This window comes from Rhodopirellula sp. UH5, assembly GCF_056839225.1.
Map to the genome: position 1 here is coordinate 3,039,249 of NZ_CM166390.1, position 21,970 is coordinate 3,061,218.

At 57.7% G+C, this 21,970-nt stretch carries 16 protein-coding genes; 8 read left to right on the forward strand and 8 right to left on the reverse strand.

Features of this window, described 5'->3' with window-relative positions; all coding sequences use genetic code 11:
* Nucleotides 1–17: 17 nt before the first annotated feature.
* Together UH5x_RS10825 and UH5x_RS10830 are read right to left on the reverse strand one after the other, a co-directional pair.
* On the reverse strand, nucleotides 18–2,525 hold the full coding sequence (locus tag UH5x_RS10825) for an O-antigen ligase family protein (RefSeq protein ID WP_482635665.1): 2,508 nt from the start codon (nucleotides 2,523–2,525) through the stop codon (nucleotides 18–20).
* A gap of 152 nt (nucleotides 2,526–2,677) precedes the next feature.
* The gene (locus tag UH5x_RS10830) at nucleotides 2,678–3,883 is read right to left on the reverse strand and encodes an MraY family glycosyltransferase (protein ID WP_482635666.1); all 1,206 of its coding nucleotides are present in this window, start codon (nucleotides 3,881–3,883) and stop codon (nucleotides 2,678–2,680) included.
* Nucleotides 3,884–4,167: 284 nt separating this feature from the next.
* On the opposite strand from UH5x_RS10830, the gene UH5x_RS10835 reads away from it, so the two are divergent.
* Both UH5x_RS10835 and UH5x_RS10840 read left to right on the forward strand, forming a co-directional pair.
* Nucleotides 4,168–6,636 carry a DUF1592 domain-containing protein gene (locus UH5x_RS10835; protein ID WP_047815478.1) on the forward strand — a complete coding sequence of 823 codons (2,469 nt, stop codon included), beginning with the start codon at nucleotides 4,168–4,170 and terminating at the stop codon, nucleotides 6,634–6,636.
* A 75-nt stretch (nucleotides 6,637–6,711) separates the two neighbouring features.
* The gene (locus tag UH5x_RS10840; RefSeq protein WP_482635667.1) at nucleotides 6,712–8,013 is read left to right on the forward strand and encodes a DUF1552 domain-containing protein; all 1,302 of its coding nucleotides are present in this window, start codon (nucleotides 6,712–6,714) and stop codon (nucleotides 8,011–8,013) included.
* A 313-nt stretch (nucleotides 8,014–8,326) separates the two neighbouring features.
* Here UH5x_RS10840 and UH5x_RS10845 read toward each other — a convergent pair whose 3' ends face one another.
* The 3 genes from UH5x_RS10845 to UH5x_RS10855 all read right to left on the reverse strand — a co-directional run bounded on the left by UH5x_RS10845 (nucleotide 8,327) and on the right by UH5x_RS10855 (nucleotide 11,503).
* Nucleotides 8,327–8,587 (reverse strand): hypothetical protein, encoded by a 261-nt coding sequence (locus UH5x_RS10845; RefSeq protein WP_482635668.1) that lies wholly within the window; start codon nucleotides 8,585–8,587, stop codon nucleotides 8,327–8,329.
* A 129-nt stretch (nucleotides 8,588–8,716) separates the two neighbouring features.
* On the reverse strand, nucleotides 8,717–9,997 hold the full coding sequence (locus UH5x_RS10850; protein WP_482635669.1) for a DUF1559 family PulG-like putative transporter: 1,281 nt from the start codon (nucleotides 9,995–9,997) through the stop codon (nucleotides 8,717–8,719).
* Between the two features lie 1,209 nt (nucleotides 9,998–11,206).
* Entirely contained in the window at nucleotides 11,207–11,503 is a 297-nt protein-coding gene (locus tag UH5x_RS10855) for a transposase (RefSeq protein ID WP_482635670.1), read from the reverse strand.
* Between the two features lie 547 nt (nucleotides 11,504–12,050).
* On the opposite strand from UH5x_RS10855, the gene UH5x_RS10860 reads away from it, so the two are divergent.
* The 6 genes from UH5x_RS10860 (at nucleotide 12,051) to UH5x_RS10885 (ending at nucleotide 18,612) form a co-directional block, all read left to right on the forward strand.
* Complete coding sequence (locus tag UH5x_RS10860; protein ID WP_482635671.1) at nucleotides 12,051–13,328, forward strand: DUF1559 family PulG-like putative transporter; 1,278 nt, start codon at nucleotides 12,051–12,053, stop codon at nucleotides 13,326–13,328.
* A gap of 718 nt (nucleotides 13,329–14,046) precedes the next feature.
* On the forward strand, nucleotides 14,047–15,156 hold the full coding sequence (locus UH5x_RS10865; RefSeq protein ID WP_047815473.1) for a DUF1559 domain-containing protein: 1,110 nt from the start codon (nucleotides 14,047–14,049) through the stop codon (nucleotides 15,154–15,156).
* A 108-nt stretch (nucleotides 15,157–15,264) separates the two neighbouring features.
* Complete coding sequence (locus tag UH5x_RS10870) at nucleotides 15,265–15,747, forward strand: hypothetical protein (RefSeq protein ID WP_482635672.1); 483 nt, start codon at nucleotides 15,265–15,267, stop codon at nucleotides 15,745–15,747.
* Between the two features lie 799 nt (nucleotides 15,748–16,546).
* Nucleotides 16,547–17,611 carry a DUF1559 domain-containing protein gene (locus UH5x_RS10875; protein WP_047815598.1) on the forward strand — a complete coding sequence of 355 codons (1,065 nt, stop codon included), beginning with the start codon at nucleotides 16,547–16,549 and terminating at the stop codon, nucleotides 17,609–17,611.
* 54 nt (nucleotides 17,612–17,665) lie between these two features.
* Nucleotides 17,666–18,097, forward strand: a complete 432-nt coding sequence (locus UH5x_RS10880) for a carboxypeptidase-like regulatory domain-containing protein (RefSeq protein WP_047815472.1) — start codon at nucleotides 17,666–17,668, stop codon at nucleotides 18,095–18,097.
* Nucleotides 18,094–18,612: a carboxypeptidase regulatory-like domain-containing protein gene (locus tag UH5x_RS10885; RefSeq protein ID WP_482635673.1), complete on the forward strand. Its 519-nt coding sequence runs from the start codon at nucleotides 18,094–18,096 to the stop codon at nucleotides 18,610–18,612. Before UH5x_RS10880 ends, UH5x_RS10885 begins: the two co-directional genes overlap by 4 nt.
* A 62-nt stretch (nucleotides 18,613–18,674) precedes the next feature.
* On the opposite strand, the gene UH5x_RS10890 is transcribed toward UH5x_RS10885, so the two are convergent.
* The 3 genes from UH5x_RS10890 to UH5x_RS10900 are packed head-to-tail and all read right to left on the reverse strand — an operon-like array spanning nucleotide 18,675 to nucleotide 21,902.
* Nucleotides 18,675–19,916, reverse strand: coding sequence for a Glu/Leu/Phe/Val family dehydrogenase (locus UH5x_RS10890; RefSeq protein ID WP_047815471.1), 1,242 nt, complete (start codon nucleotides 19,914–19,916; stop codon nucleotides 18,675–18,677).
* Nucleotides 19,917–19,947: 31 nt separating this feature from the next.
* On the reverse strand, nucleotides 19,948–20,907 hold the full coding sequence (gene cysK / locus UH5x_RS10895; RefSeq protein ID WP_173442692.1) for a cysteine synthase A: 960 nt from the start codon (nucleotides 20,905–20,907) through the stop codon (nucleotides 19,948–19,950).
* On the reverse strand, nucleotides 20,889–21,902 hold the full coding sequence (locus tag UH5x_RS10900) for a 2-oxoacid:ferredoxin oxidoreductase subunit beta (protein ID WP_047815470.1): 1,014 nt from the start codon (nucleotides 21,900–21,902) through the stop codon (nucleotides 20,889–20,891). The genes cysK and UH5x_RS10900 overlap by 19 nt, the downstream gene beginning before the upstream one ends.
* Nucleotides 21,903–21,970 lie beyond the last annotated feature (68 nt).

The following is a 21,970-nucleotide window of genomic DNA, read 5'->3' on the forward strand; positions in this document are numbered from 1 at the left end:
CCAAGCCGTTGCTGCCACTACAACCGCAGGGCATCCATGGCCACTTGAGCCGATTGGCGGACGGGTTGCTGGATCGCGGATCGCCCCATTGGCCGGACCACCAAAATCCATTGCAACGAGAGCTGACGCGTGACCACCCCGCCGGTTTCCGCCAATTCAATGGCTTTCTCAGCTAATTCACGAACCGTTTCCTCAGGAGCCCCCTCGGCTTCGGCGATCAAAGCTCGTTGCGCCGCGATCGCTTGATGCCAGGGGCTGAGCCTTTGGCACCGATCATAAATCATTTTGGCCTGAGCCAGTGCCTCTGCCTCCCCACCGACTTGATATCGGTGCAGCACCAATTCGCCGATCGCTTGCAATCGCGAGGGATCGTTTCCGGCTCGCTGGATCGCATTTTCCAAAGCCTCCTCGAATCGTGGGCTCATCCCCACCGAAGACGGATTCGCAGCAAACCGCTGCAACCAAGCTTGTTCGATCACGTGCAAACGGAAAATGGCGGGATCAAACGCGTGCCGGTCCGCCTCCATTGCTCGCTGGCAGAGTTTCTCCCCGCCGACCAGATTGCCTCGACGAATCTGAATCTGAGCCTCCGCCATCCAACGCCGCGAATCCGTGACAGGTTGATACGAAACCATCCACATCGTCACCGCAGCCAATCCCACCACCATCGCGCTCCCGACCACCCTCCATCGCACCCGAAATCCAGTGCGTCCATCCGGCACCCGCAGCCGGGAATCGTTGGTGAGCGAATCCTCCGCCCGTGAAATACTGAAGGGCCCGGACAAACAAAAGGAATGCCCCGAGGAGGTGACCATCGCCGCCAACGTCCACAGCACCACGGCGATTCCCGGCACCGTCCATCCGCCCGAAAAGCTGAGGTGCATGCATCCTGCCATCAACGCAAACGCGGCAATCCGACGAACATCCCAGCCCGGATCGGTCGCTGAACTTTCGTCCGGCAATCGAAACCACCACAGCCAACCAGCGGCACAGGCGATCGGAATCGCGATCAGGTGAGCGTCGAAATCGGGCAGGTCATGGTTGCGAATCCCCAGGATCCAGACCGCCAATCCACCAATCCCCGCCCCCACCGGAACGCTCCACCGAACGAAGCCTGCATGAGATCCAGCTGCCCGCAACGGTCCAGACGCCTTCGGCTCAGCAGACCAGTCGAGTGGCATGGATTCGTTCGTGCCATGTTCGGCTCGCCAGAACAACCAAGCCCCCACCGCCAACAGCCCGACCAACAGAAGTCCCGCTGGGAATCCGCCTGCCCCCAGAGTTTCGCAAACGAAATGGTGCGGGTCCGCGATGATCTCATGCGATTCAGGCAATCGAAAACGATGGTAGGCCTGTTGATAGTTGCCCGGTCCAGCACCGGTCCACGGGGAGAACTCGACCATTCGCCAAGTGGCTTCCCAGTATTGAAAACGGTATCGCACTGATTCGGGCAATGCAGAGATCCAGCCCGTTCCGAACCAGCCTCTGGCCGCTAAAGGCATCGCCACAAACACGGCGGAGATCGCCAACGACAATGCCGTCACGCACCGCCTTCCTCGCGCAGTCGACCAAGCGAAATCCAGCAACACGCAGCCGCCAACGATCAACACGGACAACACACCTGCACGGCTCTGCGTGTCCTTGAGAGCCAAGCACAAGATCGCTGCGACCAACAACAAACCAATCGCCACCGCAATCGACGGACGCGATGTTGTCTCAGGTTGTGCAGTTGAACGTTCACTTCTGACTCTCAATCGAGAGACCGTTTTCGGGAAGGTGTTCCCAAGAACCGGAAGCAAAACCGCGATCACGACCACCATCGCCATCGCAAGCAAACCCGCCAGGGTGTTGGCCAACGCAAACGTTGCCGTCGGGCCACCGTCACGCAGACGGTTCTCAAAGATCATCCGAGCGTTGGAACCTTCCGGGGCATTGATTCCCACTTCCGCCAACACTCGCTCTGGATCCGCCTTGTATTCCCGCAAGGTTTGCGGCAAGGACACATGAACCTGATGCAAAGCGTGCGCTGCCAGCAACACTGCGCCGACCACGACCAATCCCAGCAACGCCAACTGGTTGCCCCGAAGTTCGCCGATCGAGGATCGAGCCTGCGGTCCACTCAGCCAACGCCGCAAACCGACGAACCAAACCGCACCAGCGATCCACACCCATGCTTCGTTGCTGGCCGCTCGCCAGTCACCGCCGATCGTCTCAGTTCCCTCCCATGAACTCATTGGCACATTCAACTGGGCGACCGCCGCGTACCCGATCCAACCAGCCAGCAAGCACACGATTCCATCGACCAGCCAATCGCCTGCTCGATCGGCTCGGTCTCGTGAACCACGCTCGGCTTGGGCAACCAAAAAGGATCGCCCAACGCAGAACAACTGCATCGCCACCGCGATCAACAACGTTGCCAAGCACCACCCCAAGGCACCTCCCTGTTCCACCTCGGTCGAATCCGATGGATGGTAAAACGCCCACATCATCAGGGCGGCAAGCATCCCCAGCACGACCGACGTCATTCCCTTTGTTCCGAAGGATTCCAGCGTCGCCCGGTCCGAAACCGCAGAGGAACTGCCTGACGATTCGCGAGCTGCTTCCCGGTCGTCCGCTTGGTTTGACCAGCTCGCTTTCTGAGAAGCCGTTTTGGGTGGGCCGGCCTTTCGTTTCTGGTTCACTTGTCCGGCCGCCGCCACTGCGTGGATTCCAAGATGCCAACCAGCGTCAGCAAACACATCACAATGCCCAGCACCGCGATCGCTTGCCAAACACCGACGTGCGCCAACAACAACGCCGAGAGCCCACACGTCGCGGTGATCAAATGAATGGTTGCAACCGCCCCCGTTCTTGACAGCCCCAGGTCCACCAATCGGTGAGACAAGTGGCTGTGGTCGCCTTGGAACGGGCTGCGTCCTTGTCGGATTCGGATCCAGATCACGGTGGTCATGTCGTAGAGCGGAACCGCCATCGCACACAGAGGGGCCAAGACCGCGTGAGGCCGACTGCCCACCCAACCTGCAACGGCCCCGTCGCCAGAATCCCCCGCCGCAAACGTTGCCATCAACATGCCGACCGCGATCAAGAAACCGACCAAGTAACTGCCGCCGTCGCCCATGAAGATCCTCGCCGGGGGACGATTGTGGAACAGAAATCCAATCAACGCCCCCGCCACAACCAACAACAGCGACGCGACCAACAACTGCGGCCGATCCGTGCCCGGATCCGGAATGGTCAACATCACGAGCGCCATCGAGATGGCAATGATGGCAGCCACTCCCGAGGACAACATGTCCATGTTGTCGAGCATGTTGAACGAGTTGATCACGGCGACGATCCAGACCACCGACAACAACTTGGTCAGCCAGCCACCGTCGATGAACAACGACAGCTCGATGTTCAATCCCCACACGACCGCCGCAGCGATTCCGAACTGAACGCCCAATCGAAATCCGACGGGCAAACCAAACCGGTCATCCGCCAGCCCCAAAGCGACCAAGATCGTTCCGGCCAAGATCAACCACCACACATCGCCGCAACGAGACCAGACACCGGGTGCGTGCAGCATCGCGGCATCCCACCATCCCGCCGGCACAATCGCGGGCGAAGTCAGCTCACGAAGCGACGTGATCCAAGCGGGCACCGCCTCGGGATCGTGCAACAGCGCCGCGGCCAACGTCGCCAGCGCTACCGTCCCCAAGATTCCGAAGTAAATCCCCAATCCACCGCCCAGCGGCGTTGGCACGGTGTGACTGCTGTGACCACCGGGACGATCCAGCAATCCAAGCTGAGCCGCAAATTTTCGGATCGGAAACAGAACCAACCAACTGAAAATCGCCGCCAACCCAGCGGCCACGAGCACGAGTCCGATCGTCGCCGACATGAAATCTCGCGCAATTCAGAATGGGTGGAACAAGAAGAGAAGCAAAACCTTGCTACGCCCAAAACGCAAAATGGTTCGCCGCCGCGATCCCGTCCGCGAATCCCTTCTTCCGTCGACAATTTGAGCGGCAAAATTCGCTCATTTCGAGTCCATCATTCGTTATAATCAGGGAACGCGTCCAACTTGCTCTGAAATGTCTGCTGCGGCTCCTCAAGCCCGCTGGCATTTCATCTGCAACCAAGACGTCCCGCCTTTCTCCCCTCCCAACATTGCGTGCCCGGTTCATGCTATCGATCTCGCCCTTTCGGCTGGCTGCAGGCCTCGCTTGCTTTGCCTGCCTTGCACTTGCTGTCGGCCGTCCCGCAATTGCGGCCAGTCCGGCCTCGCAGACCGACCGCCTGATCTCCGCCGATTCGGTCGAATTCCTGCAGGCTCAATGCATCGACTGCCACGATGGCCCCGACGGGGAAGGCGGTTTTGACATTCACTCCGTTTCGCCGGACCTGACCAACGCCGCCTCCCTGGAACGCTGGGTCGTGATTCACGACCGAGTCCAAAGTGGCGTGATGCCTCCGCCAGAAGATGTCGAACTGGATCCCGAAACGGTCCGCGATTTCACCGAACCGCTTCGAGATCGTTTGCGAACCTATCAACTCAATCAGCAACGCCAAGAAGGTCGCGTTCGAGGCCGGCGGCTCAGCAACGAACAACTCTCGCGGACGCTGCAGGACTTGCTGAGGGTCGAACTGCCGCTCGATGGCCTGATGCCGCCCGAACAACGCGTCGGTGGCTACGTCCACCTGGCGTCGGCACAATCCATGTCCCACTTCCAGCTGAACACACACTTGAGAGTCGTCGACGCGGCGCTCGACGCTGCGTTTGCCAAAACACTCCAACCCGCCTCGGAGTGGACGCTGGACATGCCTCCCGAGAAAATTGCCAACAAACCCAAGGGCCGCCGCAACCGAGACCCCGAGATGAGAAAGGGACTGGCGGTCATTTGGTCGTCCGGCATGATCTTCTACGGCCGAATCTCGTCGACTCGCGTGCCCGAAGATGGCTGGTACGAAATCACCCTGACCGCCTCGGGGCTGAAGCCCCCCCAGGATCACGGCATCTGGTGCAGCGTGCGAAGCGGCGAATGCAACTCAGGTGCTCCGTTGCTGTCCTGGATCGGCAGTTTCGAAGCCGAGGCCGAACCACAAACCATGACTTACCAGGCTTGGCTGCCAAAGGGCCACATGCTGGAAGTTCGCCCCGCCGACCGAACGCTCAAACAAGGACGCTTCCAAGGCGGCCAAGTCGGTTTCGGAGAGGGCGAAGACCAGGACCTTCCCGGCGTGGCAATGCATTCGCTGAAGATGAAACGCATCTACCCCGGAGGCGACCGCAAAGAGTCTCGCGAGCGACTGCTGGGGACACTTCCACTTCGCTACAACCGCACACTCCAGCGATCAGAAGTCAACGTCGAGAAGTTCACGGAAAAACGCGATCGCAATGAACTGCGAGCCGCGATCACACGATTCGCGGACCTCGCCTTCCGTCGCCCGGTCGATGCTGCCTCCATCGAGTCCATCCTGCAACTCGCCGAAGCAGAACGCCAAAGCGGCGCGACGTTCATCGAGGCCTTGCGAGCCGGGTACCGCGCCGTGCTGTGCTCACCGCGTTTTCTGTACCTGACCGAATTCGCCGACGAATCGGGGCGTTTGGACGATTGGGCGATTGCCTCGCGGCTGAGCTATTTCCTGACTGGCTCCATGCCCGACGAAGAGCTCCGAGCCGCCGCGGACCAAGGCCTGCTTCGCCGCGAAGGAGAACTCCGACGCCAAACCGATCGCTTGCTGCAAACACGTCGCGGGCAACGTTTCCTGGTCGATTTTTCGGATCAGTGGTTGGATCTCATCGACATTGATTTCACGGAACCAGACCGACGATTGTTCCGTGACTTTGACCCGAGCGTTCAAGCCGCCATGCTGGCGGAAACCCATCATTTCCTCCAGCGACTACTCGACGAAGACCGCCCTGTTCGTGAACTGGTCGGTGCTGACTACACCTACCTCAATTCTCGCTTGGCTCGGTACTACGGACTGACCGAATCGGAAGCTGACATTGCTGACCTGAACGACCAAATGAAACTCGTTCGCGTCGATCCGGCGTCGCCTCGCGGTGGACTTCTCAGCCATGGTTCGATCCTCAAAGTCACCGCGGCAGGCAACGACACCTCGCCGGTTCTGCGGGGCATTTGGGTGTCGGAACGGATCTTGGGAATCGAAATCCCCTCTCCCCCCGAAAACGTTCCCGCCGTCGAGCCTGACATTCGAGGTGCCAAAACCATTCGCGAACTGCTGGCCAAACACCAAGCCGACGCGTCCTGTGCCGCCTGTCACCAAAACATCGATCCACCCGGCTTTGCCCTCGAAAACTTCGACGCGGGAGGTCGTTGGCGTGATCGCTACATGCAAAAACGTGGCAACGCCTACAAAGCTGGTGCCGACGTCGACCCCAGCTTTGCGATGCCCGATGGAGCCACCTTCGATTCGTTCGTCGCTTTCCGTGGTTTGATCGCCGAACGCGATGAACGCTTGGCCGCCAATCTCGCGTCGCACTTCACCACCTACGCCACCGGCCAAACCATTCAGTTTGCCGATCGTGATCGCATCGAAGAGATTGTTGCGAACACGCGCGACGACGAATTTGGTTTTCGATCCTTGCTGGACGAAGTCATCCACAGCGACTTGTTCCTTTCCAAGTGACCCCACCCAAGTTGCCACCACGCCGCATCCGATGCCGCTTCTCCCTCCACTCACCCCCGCCTTCGAGAATCGATCATGAAACGCAGCAACCTTCATTCACGAAGCCCCCTGAAACGCCGCACCCTGTTGCGTGGCTCGGGCGTCGCGATGGGATTGCCATTTCTGTCCGCCATGCGTCCCGCGTTGGCGGCCAGTGACAGTGGCGAAGGATCCGGCCGATCCAAACGATTTGTGGCCATGACCGTCGGCCTGGGTTTGGTGCCCGAAAACCTGGCTCCCGAAGGCGCTGGGATGAACTATCAACCCTCTCGCTATCTGAAATCCCTGCAAGACCTGCGCGAGAAAGTGACCGTCGTGTCCGGTTCATCGCACCCCGGCGTCAACGGAGGCCATCGCGCCGAAGCCAGCATCTTGACCGCGACGCCGATGGGGTCCTCCGGCGCGGTGAACAACACGATCTCGATCGACCAGTACCTCGCCAAGCACAAAGGCCATGCAACGCGGTTCCCATCGCTGGTCTGCAGCACGGGAGGTTCGACCAGCCCCTGTTACACCGAGAGCGGCGCGATGATCCCGCCAATCACGTCGGCTTCGCAACTTTTCGCGGAACTGTTCGTGGACAACTCGCCCGCGGAACGAGCGAAACAAGCCGATCGAGTGCGTCAGGGACGCAGCATCATGGACATCGTTGCCGAAGATGCCAAATCGCTGCAGCGCGACCTGGGAAGCGGCGACCGCGACCGCTTGGACGCCTACTTCACCAGCGTTCGTCAACTCGAACAACGCATGCAGCAATCTCAGAAGTGGGCCGAATTGCCCAAACCAGCGGTGGACGCCACTGCCCCCATCGACATCCGCAATCCCAACGACTTGATCGGTCGCATGAAAACCATGTGCGATGTCGTATCACTGGCGATGGAAACGGATTCGACACGCTACGTGACGCTGCACCTTCCCGGCAGCGGCGGAGTGGTCCCGGTCGAAGGCGTCGAGGAAGGCTACCACTCACTCAGCCATCACGGCCGCGACGAAACCAAGTTGGAGCAACTGGCTTTGGTTGAAGAAGCCCTGATCGGCCAATGGGGCGATTTCCTTCGTGGGCTCGCTCAGCATGGTGATGCACACGGCAACCTGCTCGATGACACCACCGTGTTCTTGACCAGCAACCTCGGCAACTCTTCCAACCACGACAACCGAAACATGCCGGTGCTGATCGCGGGTGGCGGGTTCAAGCATGGCGGTCACTTGGAATTTGACCGCAAGAACAACTACCCCCTGCCCAACTTCTACGTCTCACTGTTGCAGCAGCACGGCATGGAGGTGGACCAGTTCGCCACCAGCACGGGCACTATGACCGGCCTGGGAATCACAGGCTGATTTGACCGCGAAGACGATTTGGCCAACGGAGGGAAATTCGAAACGAACGGTGCCATTGGTAGCTGACGGACGTTTGCTTCGGTTGATTGGCCAAGTCCCCCCCAAAAAAAAGAACCACCAACGGCTGCGGTTGGTGGTTCTTGATGGAGGAACTCCATTCGATTGGCTTGCCGAAGAACTCGAAGAGAGACTGCTGCATCGGGATACTAGCTCCGACGCTTTCCTCCAATTCTCCATGGAGCACACCGACTTGCTCTGGCCAGCAGAACAAACTCAGATTGGTTCCACATCGCTCGTGGAACGAAACGAGTGGTCAGGGAGAAATCGCGGATGGGCCACTGCCGGGCTTCACCGATCCACCCGCCCCAGGGGAAGAACCTGGAGGAACACCGTTCTTCTCGGCTTCGAGACCTTTTGCATAAAAGTCTTCATCCGGTGTTACCAATTCGCTTGTTGAACTATCGCACCCGGTTGTGGTGAAGAGCATCAACGTCAAACCAAACAAGCAAAAATACTTTTTCATCGAAAAACCTAGTTGTGAAAATGAAGAAATGTTTGATTCGTAGCCAGTCATTCGAACGTTTCGAAAAACTCAACCTCCAACTGCAACTGTGAAGTCCAGAGGAAGGGCCTTGAATCAGAAGAAGCCGCCTCGAAAACGACGACGGCTTCTCAAGTTTAAAACGATAGCCAACGGCGTCGATCAATAGTCTCCGTCGATGATTTCTCTGCTCGCACGAGTCCCGAGGGCTCCCCACACTCCGTAGGGGCTCTCGGCCCCAGGCCGGAGGTGGGCGGCCGTTTGGACCGATTGACTGTTGGCGTAACCGGGGCTGTCTGAGGTCTGATCGCCGGACTCGATCGACTCGGTGATGAACCGAACCGCGCCATCAGCCATTGTCACGTGGCATCCGCCGGGATGCTGGCTACTCGGTGACATATTGCCTGGCTGAAATTTACTCCACCATTGAATGCAAGTCGCACTGTTAGGGGGGGCTTGGGTCAAGAAACCCGTGTCCGTCGATGAAAAGTGGGCCCATGCGAAACCGCGACCCCAGACGTCCGATCCCCACCACGAATTGCCACCCATGTACCCTGGAGGTGCTGTGCCGCCATCGGTGCCATCCGACCAGAAACCTGGTCGGGTCGGGCTGACGAATGCATTGCAGCTCTGCGGGTTGTCGTACGTGGTAGCAATATCGACTCCTACTTGGCCACGAACGTCGCCATCATTGAGCGAGCTGATGTGCTCGCCGAACGCGATCGTGCCGGAAAGGCCGTCCAGGATGTCACGGAATTTAGTCGTGATACGTGGAACGAAAGCACCGCGTCCCGTCGCCTTCGATTTCGTCGCCGAGTTCGAGCTTTTCTGCCAGTTGTCGTCGAGATCACCGTAAAGCTGGACCCAAATGGCCGAGTCACCAAGGCACACCGAGTAGTTACAACGTCCCATGGCCGGGAGACCTTCACCCGGATCGCTTGGGCAGCGAAGCGTTGACAGTTGCGTCATCCAAGGGCGGTATCGATAGCCAATGGAAGTTTGCTCTGGCCCAGGCCCCATGGCGGGCCACGAAGGACTCCTTGCAACGGTTGGGTTGTCGACCTGATAAGTGGAGGGGTTGCTGATTTCTTCCCACAGAGCCTGTTGTTCTACGAAAGGCGTCATCGCAACAAAGGCGCTGAGTGTCATCAGCGAGTTTGATTCCGACGACCAGGTTTGCATTCCATGGCCGAGGTCATTGTTCCCTGCCGTACCCGTGCCTTGCTTCGGCATCTCGTTGAACGCACTGTGGTAGTTGTGCAACGCGAGGCCGAGCTGCTTCATGTTGTTGCTGCAGCTCATTCGACGAGCAGCTTCTCGAGCTGCCTGGACCGCCGGTAGCAACAGCCCAACCAGCACGCCGATGATTGCGATCACGACGAGGAGTTCGACCAGCGTAAACCCTGCCCGTGCGTTAGGCCTCGGACGATAAAAATGTCTCATGCGTCTTCCTTGTTCCACTCGAAGTACGGAAATAGTACGGAAAATAGATCTCCGGTATTCGCCGATTGGCGAAACACACCGGTTGCTGAAAAACCTGCATCAGGTCTTCCGATTCGCCACTGACGCAATTGCAGAGCCACCAGTCCCCGAGAATCTCTCCTCAAAGACAGGTTTCGTCCGAGAAAGCGACTTAAGGGACGATCATTCCCCACTGGAACAATTGCTTGAGCACCAGATTTCCCAAGAACTTTTAAAAAAACTTTTGACTTTGCCTAAAGTCTCATTTCCGACGCTTTTGCAACATCCATTGACTGCCCAAGATTTGTGCACACGCACCAAAATCGCTCAATTTTCGAGCGGGCCGTTAGCAAATAGCACCATCTGGGGTGGATTCGAAAAGTTTCACTGCACAACTTTTGGTCTGTCATATGAGCGGTCCGGCAAGCCAGCCGGCGCCGGGCGGCGGCACGACCTGGCATACGGACAGCCCGCTGACCTCTCGCTTTCGTCGGTTTTGCGCATCCGGCCAAGCGACTGGCGCAATTTATGCTAGGACATCTGCTAGGACAGCAGTCCGCCTCATTAGCTCCCCCCGCGAGTGCGATGATCAAGGCCGACAAGCTCTTTGCCAACGTCCCCACGATGCCGCAGGCTACGTAAGCTGCCAGCCACATTGCGGATTGATCACCGAAGAACAACCTCCGTGCTCTCCGTGACCTCGGTGGCTCAATCTCAAAACCAAGCACCCGAGCAATGCACCTGTCCAGGTAAAGAGATCGTGCAGTTGATCGATGCCGCAGTTCGGTGGGATTCCACACGATGCACCTCTCCCCAAACGCAGTTTGGGAGAGCGAACGCAATGAACTTGGCAAGTGTGAGCGATCAAAGATCTTAAATTTCTTGATTCCATGGCGTTCTCAGCCCAGCATCTTAACGGCGGGCTCTCGGGTAAAAGCTCGCTTCGATTAAACTTGCAGACTGGTACCGCGTGGCAACACGCGAGTACGTCGGGCCGCCGACTGTCGGGCTTGTCTCGATGGTCGGCCGCCCCCTTCTTCTTTGGGCCGTGGTTGCCCGTGGCGGTGCGACCTCGATCGGGCTCGGCAAAAGGGGCCGTCCCTTCCACATCGCCTTCACGCTGGTCTCAACCGCTAGCGCAGGCCAACGTGAAGGCGACCCGAAAGGGACTCGCGACAACGCTTGGGTGGATTAGCGACAGGATTGCACTTCGGCCATGGAGGCGTGCTTCGTCGCGTCAAACGTTTCTCCGTTGCGAACCATTTGATTGAGCGTCGAAAGCATCTTCCGCATGCAAGCGACCATCGCCACCTTGAAGGGTTTGCCTTGGCCGCGAAGCCGTTCGTAAAACGCCTTGGTCGCCGGATCATGTCTGCGTGCCGAATTAGCCGCCATGTACATCGCGTTGCGAACATCTTGTCGTCCGCCGCGAATCGGACGCTTGCCATCCTTCCTGCCACTCTGGCAATTCCGCAAGGTGCCAGCCACTTTGCGGATCCATGTCCGGACCTGGGATCACCTGCCAAGGAATCGCCTCGAAAAAATCGTGTTTCAGCGGAGCGGCCTAGCCGTCCGGTGCCGTGCTGCCGGAGGACTTTCGTCCTACCTCTAAAACCGAAATCGGCAAAAAGACGGCAAACGAACCCCAACGGGGATTGAAACCGCACCGCCAATTCGTCAAGCGGTGCCTACAAAACAAGCGACTTCGCCTATTTTTGAAACACCAATGGCGGCGACCTTCCGTCCACATGGGGGGCACCAAAAGAACGTTGCTGCAATGCTTTCAAGATGATCATTCAAAATAATCAGAACTCCAATCCCGCGGGTTGAAAGCCCCAGAAGTCGGCTTGGGTGAGATAGATTGCCGCAAATCCAAATCAGCGAGGAAGTCACTCGATGCTCAGTAGCGAGGAAACCAAGTTTGGCCCCCATCTTGCTTCGGAAAAGAGCCATACGTTTCGTCTCAAGTGGTCGCAAAGCCCGCATCGTAAGACGACAGGAATCTTACCGAACTCGCACGTTAGGCTGTCATTCAATGCTTTCCTCTCCCTCCTTCACTCATCGAAGCCGCCGCGGCTTCACTCTCGTAGAACTTCTGGTGGTGATCGCCATCATTGGTGTGCTCGTTGGCCTGCTACTCCCTGCTGTTCAAGCGGCTCGCGAAGCGGCTCGCCGCATGAGTTGCGGAAACAACATGAAGCAACTCGGTTTGGCGATGCACAATTATCACAGCGCCTACAACCAACTTCCCACTCAGGGAGCCGGAACCACTCAAACAGGAGCCGGGATCTTCAACGGCTCACGACAATACAACAATGCAAGTCTCTCGGCATTCGTTGGCATGCTGCCATTCATGGAACAACAAGGACTCTGGGAACAAATTAGCAATCCCATGAACGTTGACATTGATGGCGCCAGTCCGCCAGCGGACACAGCGCCGTTGCCATTCCCTGCGATGGGACCGACCCCCGCTTACAATTGGAGCGGCGATGCCTACATTCCGTACATGACGGAAATTGTTGCCTTCCGTTGCCCCAGCGATCCTGGCACGAGTGGAGCTCCCGGACGCGCTCGCACCAACTACGCCGTCAACCTCGGCGACTCGATCAATCACTTCCAGATCAATGGACCGTACGACAATAGCTTCAACATCTCCAGTGTCTACGGAACAATTTCCAAAGGTACCGATCGCGGGGCATTTGGCCTTCGCTACACACACAAGTTCCGCGACATCTTGGATGGCCTCTCCAATACCGTTGCTCTCGGCGAGATCGCGACCTCTTTGGGCGATCGAGACAAGCGAACGCAGCCAGCTTTGAACGCAGGTGGCAACACCGATAGCAGCGGAGTGCCAGGCAATCCGAGCTTGTGCCAACAGTGGGTGAGCCCTGAGCGTCCTCAGTTCTGGTCCAACGGTTCAGATGGAGGCACGGCACCCTCCCTCGAAGGATCCGACAGCGTGCATTTCCGCGGTTCTTCGTGGGCAACATTCTACCCCGCGCACACGGGCTTCCAAACCATCTTGCCGCCGAACCGCGAAGCGTGCTGGGTTGGCCACACCTTGTACCCAGGTTTGTTCCCGCCCAGCAGTCAGCACCCGGGTGGCTGTCACGTTGTGATGGCTGACGGAGCTGTCAAATTCATCACAGACAGCATTGAAGCAGGTGATTCCACTGCAGGAACAGTCAACTTCGTTTCCTTTAGCACAGCGAAGCTGACCGGTGAGCGTGCCCCAGGCAACGCAAGCCCGTATGGCCTCTGGGGTTCGCTCGGCACTCGAGCCAGCAGAGAAGTGATCGGCGACGAGTTTTAATTCGCTTCCGATCGCTTCGCATCCTTCCCAACTCTAAAAAACCACTTCACTTCCAATCACAATGATGCCAACTTCAAAATTCTACCGCCGGATCATCTGCTGCCTCTTCCTCAGCTCACTTGCATTCTCGACGGGGTGCTCGAGCGATGAGAACCGAGTTGTTGAGCCAACCCCGAAAGAAAAGCGAGACGCTGACGAGGCCAAAGGCCCGTTAGGGACAGCTCAGATGTAACGAGACCAGCCTCCAACAAACTTCAAAACGCTCCCTGTTCTTCGGGGAGCGTTTTTTTGTGCCCCGACTACAGAGCCGGTGCGTAAATCGGATTCCGCAAGGTGCCAGCCACTATCCAAAATTGGCGCCAACTCAGAGAGCCACTGCGTTCATTATGAGCAGCCGTGCCTTTCGATTGAGCACCCACCAAGGACCGCCCCCTCTTCCAGGTGCGTTCCGGCAACCAGACGCTCATAGGCCTGCCAAAAAAACAATAAAAACTCGCACGCCCCTGCTCATTCAGAGCACTCCTAAGCATCCGCTTCGGTTGGGATCCGCCCCCGTCACCCTTTGAGCGCTTCGCCAGGAGGTTCTTCCAACACATCTCAATCCCCTTTTGGCCTCTCGATTGCGATGCCCGAGCCCACATCACGCATGCCGATTTTCCAAACAGGGAGCATCGACATGCCGAATTTTGCTCGTTTGTTCAACTGGAACCCTTAAGAAATGTGTCGCCGCCAATCCTCCCGCACCCTCAAAAGCTCCGGCTTTACCCTTGTCGAACTCCTCGTCGTGATTGCAATCATCGGCGTTTTGGTCGGCCTCCTTCTTCCCGCCGTTCAGTCCGCTCGTGAGGCTGCCCGCCGAATGCAGTGCTCAAACAATATGAAGCAAATTGGATTGGCACTCCACATGTACCACGATGCGTACAAGGCATTCCCACCGACCGCCTACGCGATGGCGAATTCAGCCGATTTCAATCGCCCTGCCTCTTGGCTGGTACGAGTCCTGCCTTTCCTCGAGCAAACCGCGGCTTACACCCACGTCGACTACAGCGGTGACTTCTCGAACCGCGACGGCATCAACTACAGCTGGCGTGGGCTCGATGGCTTGTTGGTTCCAACCTTCAACTGTCCCTCCAGTCCGCTCGAAATCTTCCGTGACGACACGGCTTCGGCTGGGACGATTGCCCTGGGTTCCCCTGAAACGATCACCACTCAAGTTCCATGTTATGCGGGCGTCGCCGGCATGTATCACTATGGACAAAACACCGGTGGTGGAGACATTCCCTACACAGAATGGAACGGCCACAACGGCCGAGTGGACTACAACGGCGTGATGGTTCCGGTTGACAGCAAGAACACGCGACCACTTCGCTTCGCCTCGATCACCGATGGAACCACCAACACGATCGCTGTCGGGGAAACCGGCACCTTCAAGTCCGTTATCCAAGAAGACGGCACCAGGCAACAACATGACGACCGCGTTGGCAACTGGAACGGTGGGGCTTGGTCCGGTGGCGGTGGGGACCCAACCCTGTCAGCAGCCGATGGCTACCGAATGAACGTTGCCTCGATTCGTACCGGGATCAACTTCACACCCGTCTTCCCAACCACTCGTCACGGCACGGGCGGGGGCCCTTACTTCGGAATCGGCCCTTACTGGTACGGTCGCCCCGGCATGCACTCGCCATTCCGGTCTGCCCACATTGGCGGAGCACAATTCGTTTTGGCGGATGGATCGGTCCACTTCGTCAGCGAAAACATCAACTATCAAACGCTCTCCGATTTGGCTTGCCGACTCGACGGCAACATCATCCAAGACTTCCAAAACTAACGCGTGCATTCGCTCGGAAAGCGGCCCCGCATCATCCATGCGGGGCCGCCTCTGCCGAAAGCCATCCTCCTTCCACCCCAAACACGACTGAAGACAACGAGCCAATTCATGACACGCTTCACGCGAATCACCCAACTCCTTTCACTGGCCTGTTTATCCATCCTCGCCATTGGCTGCTCGTCGGGTGACAAACCAGAACTCGTCCCCGTCGCTGGATCTCTGACCAAAGACGGGGTTCCATTCGTCAACGCAACACTCGAGTTCCACCCGCAGGGTCACGGCGGGGTCTCCTACGGCCAGACCGACGACACGGGGCAATTCAAGCTGCACTACACCACTGGCGAGCCAGGTGCGGCCATCGGCACCCATGAAGTTCACATCTTGGGAGGACACGAGAAAGGGAAATCAGCCCCAGCGTCTGCCAACACCGCATCGAACCCCGATGAAGGCGAGGCACCCACACTGATCGGTGACCCCAGCGGAGGCAAGAAGCAACGAAGAGCCGGCAATGGAGCCCCTGCCGGACCAGTGAAGATCACGGCAGAAGTCAATGACTCAGACAATCAACTGTCGCTCACAATGCCTTCCTGAACGCTGCTTCAAAAAACCAGCCAACGAACCTCCGTTCCAACTGCCCACGAACGGAGGTTCTTCGCGACCAGAACCCGCAAAGCCGTAAGGTGCCCAAAGCCGTAAGGTGCCAGCCACCTTCCTCGTTTTCCAGCCACGTGCCGCTGCTGCCGAGACCGGCCTGCCACAGAGCGTCTCTCCCCATCGACTCCCTCAAAACGAACAACCTTCGGACCCTGCCTCTTCGCAAAGCAGGCCTGCGGCCTCACCTCAACTGCCAACCCGATCTTACAGCGACATTCCCACCATAAAGCTTCCTGCCAACACTTGCACTGCGACGACTGAGCACTCGCCTCCCCCTCTCAAGAACCTTCTAAAAACAACGTTTTGCGTCGCCGATCGCACTCTAGCCTTGATTTTGCGTCACCGGTAAGAGTGGGATCACCGACACAATCCCACATCTTTCAGCACGCCCAAAAAACAGGCAGTCTTGCCCAGCAAACTAGCACCGCCGCTTCACGCACCCTTCTGGAGAGCCGCTGCTGCCTTCCCTGCAATCGCTACACCCCGATCCAAAGTTGAGAAATCCCACGATTTCTTGCTCATCTTTCCCGGCCCCACCGACCCGCTTCGGAGGAGATCTCCTCCCTAGAGCTTCCAAAACCCCTTGAATGCCGGGAGACGCAAAACGCCAAGGGGCAACTTTGGCCTCTTGCTTGCTATCTCCCATCCAACATCACCGGTGTCACGTTCGGTCGCGTTGATCGCACCGAGAGGCACCTCGAAGTTTTATTCGCACATTCAAATGGAATCTCAAGCGATGCGTCGTCCTACCTCTTTTCGTTCTTCCAGAAGTTCTGGCTTCACCCTCGTCGAATTGCTCGTCGTCATTGCCATCATCGGTGTGATGGTTGGCCTGCTGCTTCCCGCCGTCCAATCGGCACGGGAAGCTGCTCGTCGGATGCAGTGCTCCAACAACATGAAGCAACTGGGCTTGGCGGTTCACAACTACCACAGCGCGTTCAACATGTTCCCCGCCAACATCGGTGCCCAAGCATCTGGCAACCCAAACCGCGGTGCTTCGTGGTTGGTTCAGATCCTGCCGCAAATGGAGCAGTCGTCGATCTACGAGAAGCTGACTTTCGTCGGCACCGACTTCAGCACCCAAGACGGCGTGAACCGCAACTGGGAAATCCTGGACGATGCAATCGTCCCTGGATTCAACTGCCCTTCGAACCCAATGCAAAACTACCGCGACAACAACGCCAACGGCCTGACAACCGCCTTCGGTTCACCTGACAGCTACAAGACTCAAATCGTCGATTACGTTGGCGTTGCCGGCTACTACTACACCCCCGGCATTCGCCAAGGCGACAGCACTTGGCAGCCAGGTGGACGTTCGGACGGCTCGCGAAACGTCTGGACTGGCTACGGCTGGATGCAAGATGCCGGCATCATCGGCATCAACAACTCAAAGTATCGTAACCCCAAGTTCGCCAGCATCTTGGACGGAACCAGCCAAACGATCGCCATCGGCGAACACTCCGCTGAAATGCCACACGCTGACAAAACTCGCACCGACAGTCGCCCCAGCAGTCACGCTGGTGGTGCTTGGAACGCTGGCCCTGCCTTCCACGGATGGTTGGGTTGGACTGCCAACATCACGGTTCCACGTTGGCCCATCAACAGCATCTACTCGGGCAACTACACCCAACTCTACGGTTACACCCTGCACAACGGCTTCCGCTCCAACCACGTCGGCGGTGCAATGTTCACGATGGGTGATGGCTCGGTCCGCTTCGTCACCGACAGCATCGACTTCGACGATGTCTTCATGGCGATGAATGGTCGCAACGACCGCTTCGTCTACGACCAACAATTCTAAGCCGAAGAAGAACTGAACCAATCCAACGATATCTCCACCAAGGAACACAACTCGATGAACGCGTTCTCGCGATTTTTAACTGGAACGGCAACGCTTGCCGCTCTCACAATGATGACCGGATGTGGCCCTGAGCTGCCTCCAATCGCCGATGTCTCCGGTGTCATCACCAAAGACGGCAAGCCGGTCGAAGGAGTTGCCCTCGAGTTTGTTCCCGTCGACGGCGGACGCCCCTCGATGGCAGTGACGGACGCCGAAGGTCACTACAGTGCGATGTTCACCGCACAAACTGACGGAGCATTGATTGGAAAGCACACCATTCGCTACGAGATCAACGGTCCAGCTGCTCCGATGCCAGCCAACCCCGACGCGGAGTTCATCCCAACGTCGAAGAAGCCGGACATGGGCGGCAAAGGCAAGTTGCAACCCACCGAAATCGAAGTGGTGGATGGCAGCAACGAAATCAACTTTGAGTTCGTGGCTGGATGAGCCTTCTCCTTCGAGGTGCAATTGGACTGGGACTGCTGCTCACGCTTGGTTGTGAGGCACAACCTTCGTCCAAGCTAGGGCAGGTGACTGGCACCGTTTCTCAAAACGGCCAGCCAGTCCCCAACATGGCACTCGAGTTCCACCCGGTGTCAGGCGGGCGTCCCTCGCTCGCCTTCACGAACGACAGCGGGCACTTCGAGGCGATCTACCTCGCCAATGTGCCGGGAGCCAAAATTGGCGACCACACGCTTCGTTACGAACTGACACCTGGCAAGTTATCACCCGACATCTCTCCTGCAGAGATGCTGACGATCGAACGCCCCTCCATTCCAGAAGGCGCCGTCCTCGATCAGACCCAAGTGACAGTCGAGCAAGGGACGAACCACTTTGTGTTCAACCTCATTCCTCCACCCGAGGCATTGCAGCCTCCCGCGGAAGACACGGAAACAACGCCCTCGCCAGAACCGGAAACGGTCGTAGACACAGCGTCGCCGACTGAAACCACTGTCGAATGACAATCGCCAGCCTGAATGATCCGCGGAGCAATCCTCCGCGGGCATTCGGCTGAGCAAGCCGACTAGGCCAAACCAGCGAGTTCGGTCGCACGTCGCACGCGGGAAATTCCGATCATGTAGGCTGCGGTTCGAAGCGAGACCTCTTGCTGCCCCGCCATCTGCCAAACATTCTCAAACGCATCGTTCATGGTGCGATCCAGTTCTTGACGCACGCGGTCGAGCGGCCATCGATAGTGCTGGCGGTTCTGCACCCATTCAAAGTAACTGACCGTCACACCGCCTGCATTGGCGAGGATGTCCGGCAAAATCGTCACCCCACGGTCGTGCAGCGCGGCATCGGCGTCTGGATCCACCGGACCGTTGGCAGCTTCAATGATGACCTTCGCGTTGATGTCTTGCGCATTCTTCTGCGTGATCACCCCACCCAAAGCAGCGGGGATCAGCACTTCCACGTGATCGAGTTTCAGCAACGCGTCCAGCGGCAAATGCTCCGCTCGTTCGAACCCTTCCAGCAATCCCTTGGGATGCGAAAACTTGTGTCGCAACAACTCGGGAATGTTCAAGCCTTCCGCGTTGTAATAGGTCCCAGTGATGTCGGAAACCGCCACAATGGGAAACTGAGCGTCATGCAAGAACTTCGCGGCGTGTGACCCCACGTTGCCAAAACCTTGAATCGCGACACGGGTCTTCAACGCATCCATGCCCAAACGCTTGGTCAGCTTGACCGTCAACGTTCCCACGCCACGCCCCGTCGCTTCTTCGCGGCCCTTGGCCCCATACTCTTCCACGGGTTTCCCCGTGATCACCGCGGGATGAAACCCGTGGTACTTTTCCCATTGGTTGCGAAACCAGGACATGACTTGATGATCGGTGCCCATGTCAGGCGCGGGAATGTCGGTGTCAGGCCCGACGATGTCATGAATTTGATCCACAAATGCACGGGTCAATCGTTCGATTTCCGCACGCGACATCTTGCTGGGGTCGATCCCAATCCCACCCTTGGCGCCACCATAGGGCAAATCCACCACAGCGGTTTTCCACGTCATCAAACTCGCCAGAGCGCGAGTTTCGTCCAAATCGACCTCGGGGTGGAAACGCAGCCCACCCTTCATCGGCCCGCGACTGTGATCGTGCTGAACTCGGAAACCGACATAATTCGCGAGGCGACCGTCATCGAGACGGATGGTCACTTGGACCTGCACCTCTCGCTGGGGCATCAACAAAGCTTCTCGAAGATCGGAATCCATCTCCAAACGATCCGCGGCTTGTTCAAAGAAAATCCGCGTGGCTTCGAAAGCTTTCATCTTGCCTACCAGTTGTCAGTCATAAATACCACTACAAGCCTAGGTCACCAAACAGCGGTGTGCTGAGATAGCGTTCTCCTAAGCTGCACATCACCGTGACAATCCGCTTGCCCTTCATATCAGGTCGCGCAGCAATCTGAGCAGCTGCCCACATATTCGCTCCACTACTGATCCCCGCAACGATGCCTTCTTGCTTGGCGAGCTGGCGCCCCCATTCAAATGCATCCTCGTCATCCACCTGAACGACGTCATCAATGATCGACGTGTCCAAGTTTCCGGGGATGAAGCCCGCACCGATTCCTTGAATGCGGTGTTTGCCTGGCGCCCCGCCACTGATCACGGGCGAGTGCTTTGGTTCCACCGCGAACGCCTTGAAGTCTGGGTTTTGTTTCTTCAAGTAGCGAGCCACACCGGTGATCGTTCCCCCGGTGCCCACGCCAGCAACAATCGCATCGATCTTGCCATCCGTGTCGTCCCAAATCTCAGGACCGGTGGTGGCTTCGTGGATCGCTGGGTTGGACGGGTTTTCGAACTGCTGAGGCATGAACGCGTTGTCGGTTTGATCGACCAACTCCTGAGCCGTGGTGATGGCTCCCTTCATCCCGTCGCCCGCCGGTGTCAAAACCAAGTTGGCTCCCATCGCTCGCAACAACGCACGGCGTTCCACCGACATGGATTCGGGCATCGTGAGCGTCAGCTTGTACCCTTTGGCGGCACAAACAAACGCCAACGCGATTCCGGTGTTTCCACTCGTTGGCTCGATGATATGCGTGTCGGGGTTGATGCTTCCATCACTCTCCCCGGCTTCAATCATCGCGACACCGATGCGGTCTTTCACACTGTTGAGCGGTTGAAAGAACTCGCACTTGGCAAAGACCGTCGCGTCACCCGAAGGCACCAAGCGATTGATCTGCACCATCGGAGTGTCACCGATCGCGCGGGCAATGTTGTCAAAAGTTTTTCCTCGAGACATCAGGCTGTAACCTCCCATGTATCGCCGCTACGGAACAGCTCAGACAGATCGCCTTCGCCGCGTGCCGCTTTGGCTTGCGTGACTTGCTCGTTGATTTGATCGTTGTAGGTCGACACTCCCGCAACGCTTCGCAGAACGCCAATCGGTTCCGGCATTTCAGGGTATCGCATTCGCGCCAACATCATCTGGATCGATGGATTCGGATCGAGTGCATCGTGAATCAGCAAATCGTCCGCTGGCACGTCGGCGGTGTTGACGACCTCGAGGTGGCTGCCCACCAATCGAATGCCCTTGTCTCGTTCCGCACCAAAGATCAGCGGTTTGCCGTGTTCCAGTTCAATCACATTGTCGGCACGTTGCTTGCGTTCTTGTGCGTAAGCCATCGCGCCGTCGTTGAACACGTTGCAGTTTTGATAAACCTCAACGAGTGATGTTCCTTTGTGCTCGGCAGCCGCCTTGAGTGTTTTGCCAAGGTGCTGAACATGAGCGTCAATGCTGCGAGCAACAAAGGTGGCTTCCGCCGCCAAGGCAACCGACAGCGGGCTCAAAGGGTGATCGATCGCCCCCATTGGAGTGCTCTTCGTGACCTGCCCTTCGCTACTGGTTGGGCTGTATTGCCCCTTGGTCAAACCATAGATCCGGTTGTTGAACAACACGATGTTGACGTCGAGGTTACGACGCAAGCAATGGATAAAGTGGTTGCCACCGATCGAAAGCGCGTCCCCGTCACCGGTGATCACCCAGACCATCAGATCAGGGCGAGTCGACTTCAAACCGGTTGCGAACGTCGGTGCACGACCGTGGATGCTGTGCATGCCATAGGTGTTCATGTAGTACGGGAACCGGCTACTGCAACCGATGCCGCTGACGAACACCGTTTTCTCGCGAGGCACGCCTAGATCCGGCAGGATCTTTTTCATCTGTGCGAGAATCGAATAGTCACCGCAACCAGGGCACCAGCGAACGTCTTGATCGGAGGCGAAGTCGGCGGCCTTGAGGACAGGGAGATTCATAAGATTGAATGATGGAGTGGGGGTGGTTTGGCAGTGTTGAACGACGACGAAAACGAAGGGGTCGGCGA

Bases quoted from the DNA above. Each gene is read 5' to 3' on its own strand.
- cysK (WP_173442692.1), bottom strand. From the start codon at position 20,907: ATGGGAGGTTACAGCCTGATGTCTCGAGGAAAAACTTTTGACAACATT.
- UH5x_RS10860 (WP_482635671.1), top strand. From the start codon at position 12,051: ATGCTTTCCTCTCCCTCCTTCACTCATCGAAGCCGCCGCGGCTTCACT.
- UH5x_RS10840 (WP_482635667.1), top strand. From the start codon at position 6,712: ATGAAACGCAGCAACCTTCATTCACGAAGCCCCCTGAAACGCCGCACC.
- UH5x_RS10875 (WP_047815598.1), top strand. From the start codon at position 16,547: ATGCGTCGTCCTACCTCTTTTCGTTCTTCCAGAAGTTCTGGCTTCACC.
- UH5x_RS10900 (WP_047815470.1), bottom strand. From the start codon at position 21,902: ATGAATCTCCCTGTCCTCAAGGCCGCCGACTTCGCCTCCGATCAAGAC.
- UH5x_RS10865 (WP_047815473.1), top strand. From the start codon at position 14,047: ATGTGTCGCCGCCAATCCTCCCGCACCCTCAAAAGCTCCGGCTTTACC.
- UH5x_RS10835 (WP_047815478.1), top strand. From the start codon at position 4,168: ATGCTATCGATCTCGCCCTTTCGGCTGGCTGCAGGCCTCGCTTGCTTT.
- UH5x_RS10885 (WP_482635673.1), top strand. From the start codon at position 18,094: ATGAGCCTTCTCCTTCGAGGTGCAATTGGACTGGGACTGCTGCTCACG.
- UH5x_RS10880 (WP_047815472.1), top strand. From the start codon at position 17,666: ATGAACGCGTTCTCGCGATTTTTAACTGGAACGGCAACGCTTGCCGCT.
- UH5x_RS10825 (WP_482635665.1), bottom strand. From the start codon at position 2,525: ATGACGTCGGTCGTGCTGGGGATGCTTGCCGCCCTGATGATGTGGGCG.
- UH5x_RS10830 (WP_482635666.1), bottom strand. From the start codon at position 3,883: ATGTCGGCGACGATCGGACTCGTGCTCGTGGCCGCTGGGTTGGCGGCG.
- UH5x_RS10890 (WP_047815471.1), bottom strand. From the start codon at position 19,916: ATGAAAGCTTTCGAAGCCACGCGGATTTTCTTTGAACAAGCCGCGGAT.
- UH5x_RS10845 (WP_482635668.1), bottom strand. From the start codon at position 8,587: ATGACTGGCTACGAATCAAACATTTCTTCATTTTCACAACTAGGTTTT.
- UH5x_RS10870 (WP_482635672.1), top strand. From the start codon at position 15,265: ATGACACGCTTCACGCGAATCACCCAACTCCTTTCACTGGCCTGTTTA.
- UH5x_RS10850 (WP_482635669.1), bottom strand. From the start codon at position 9,997: ATGAGACATTTTTATCGTCCGAGGCCTAACGCACGGGCAGGGTTTACG.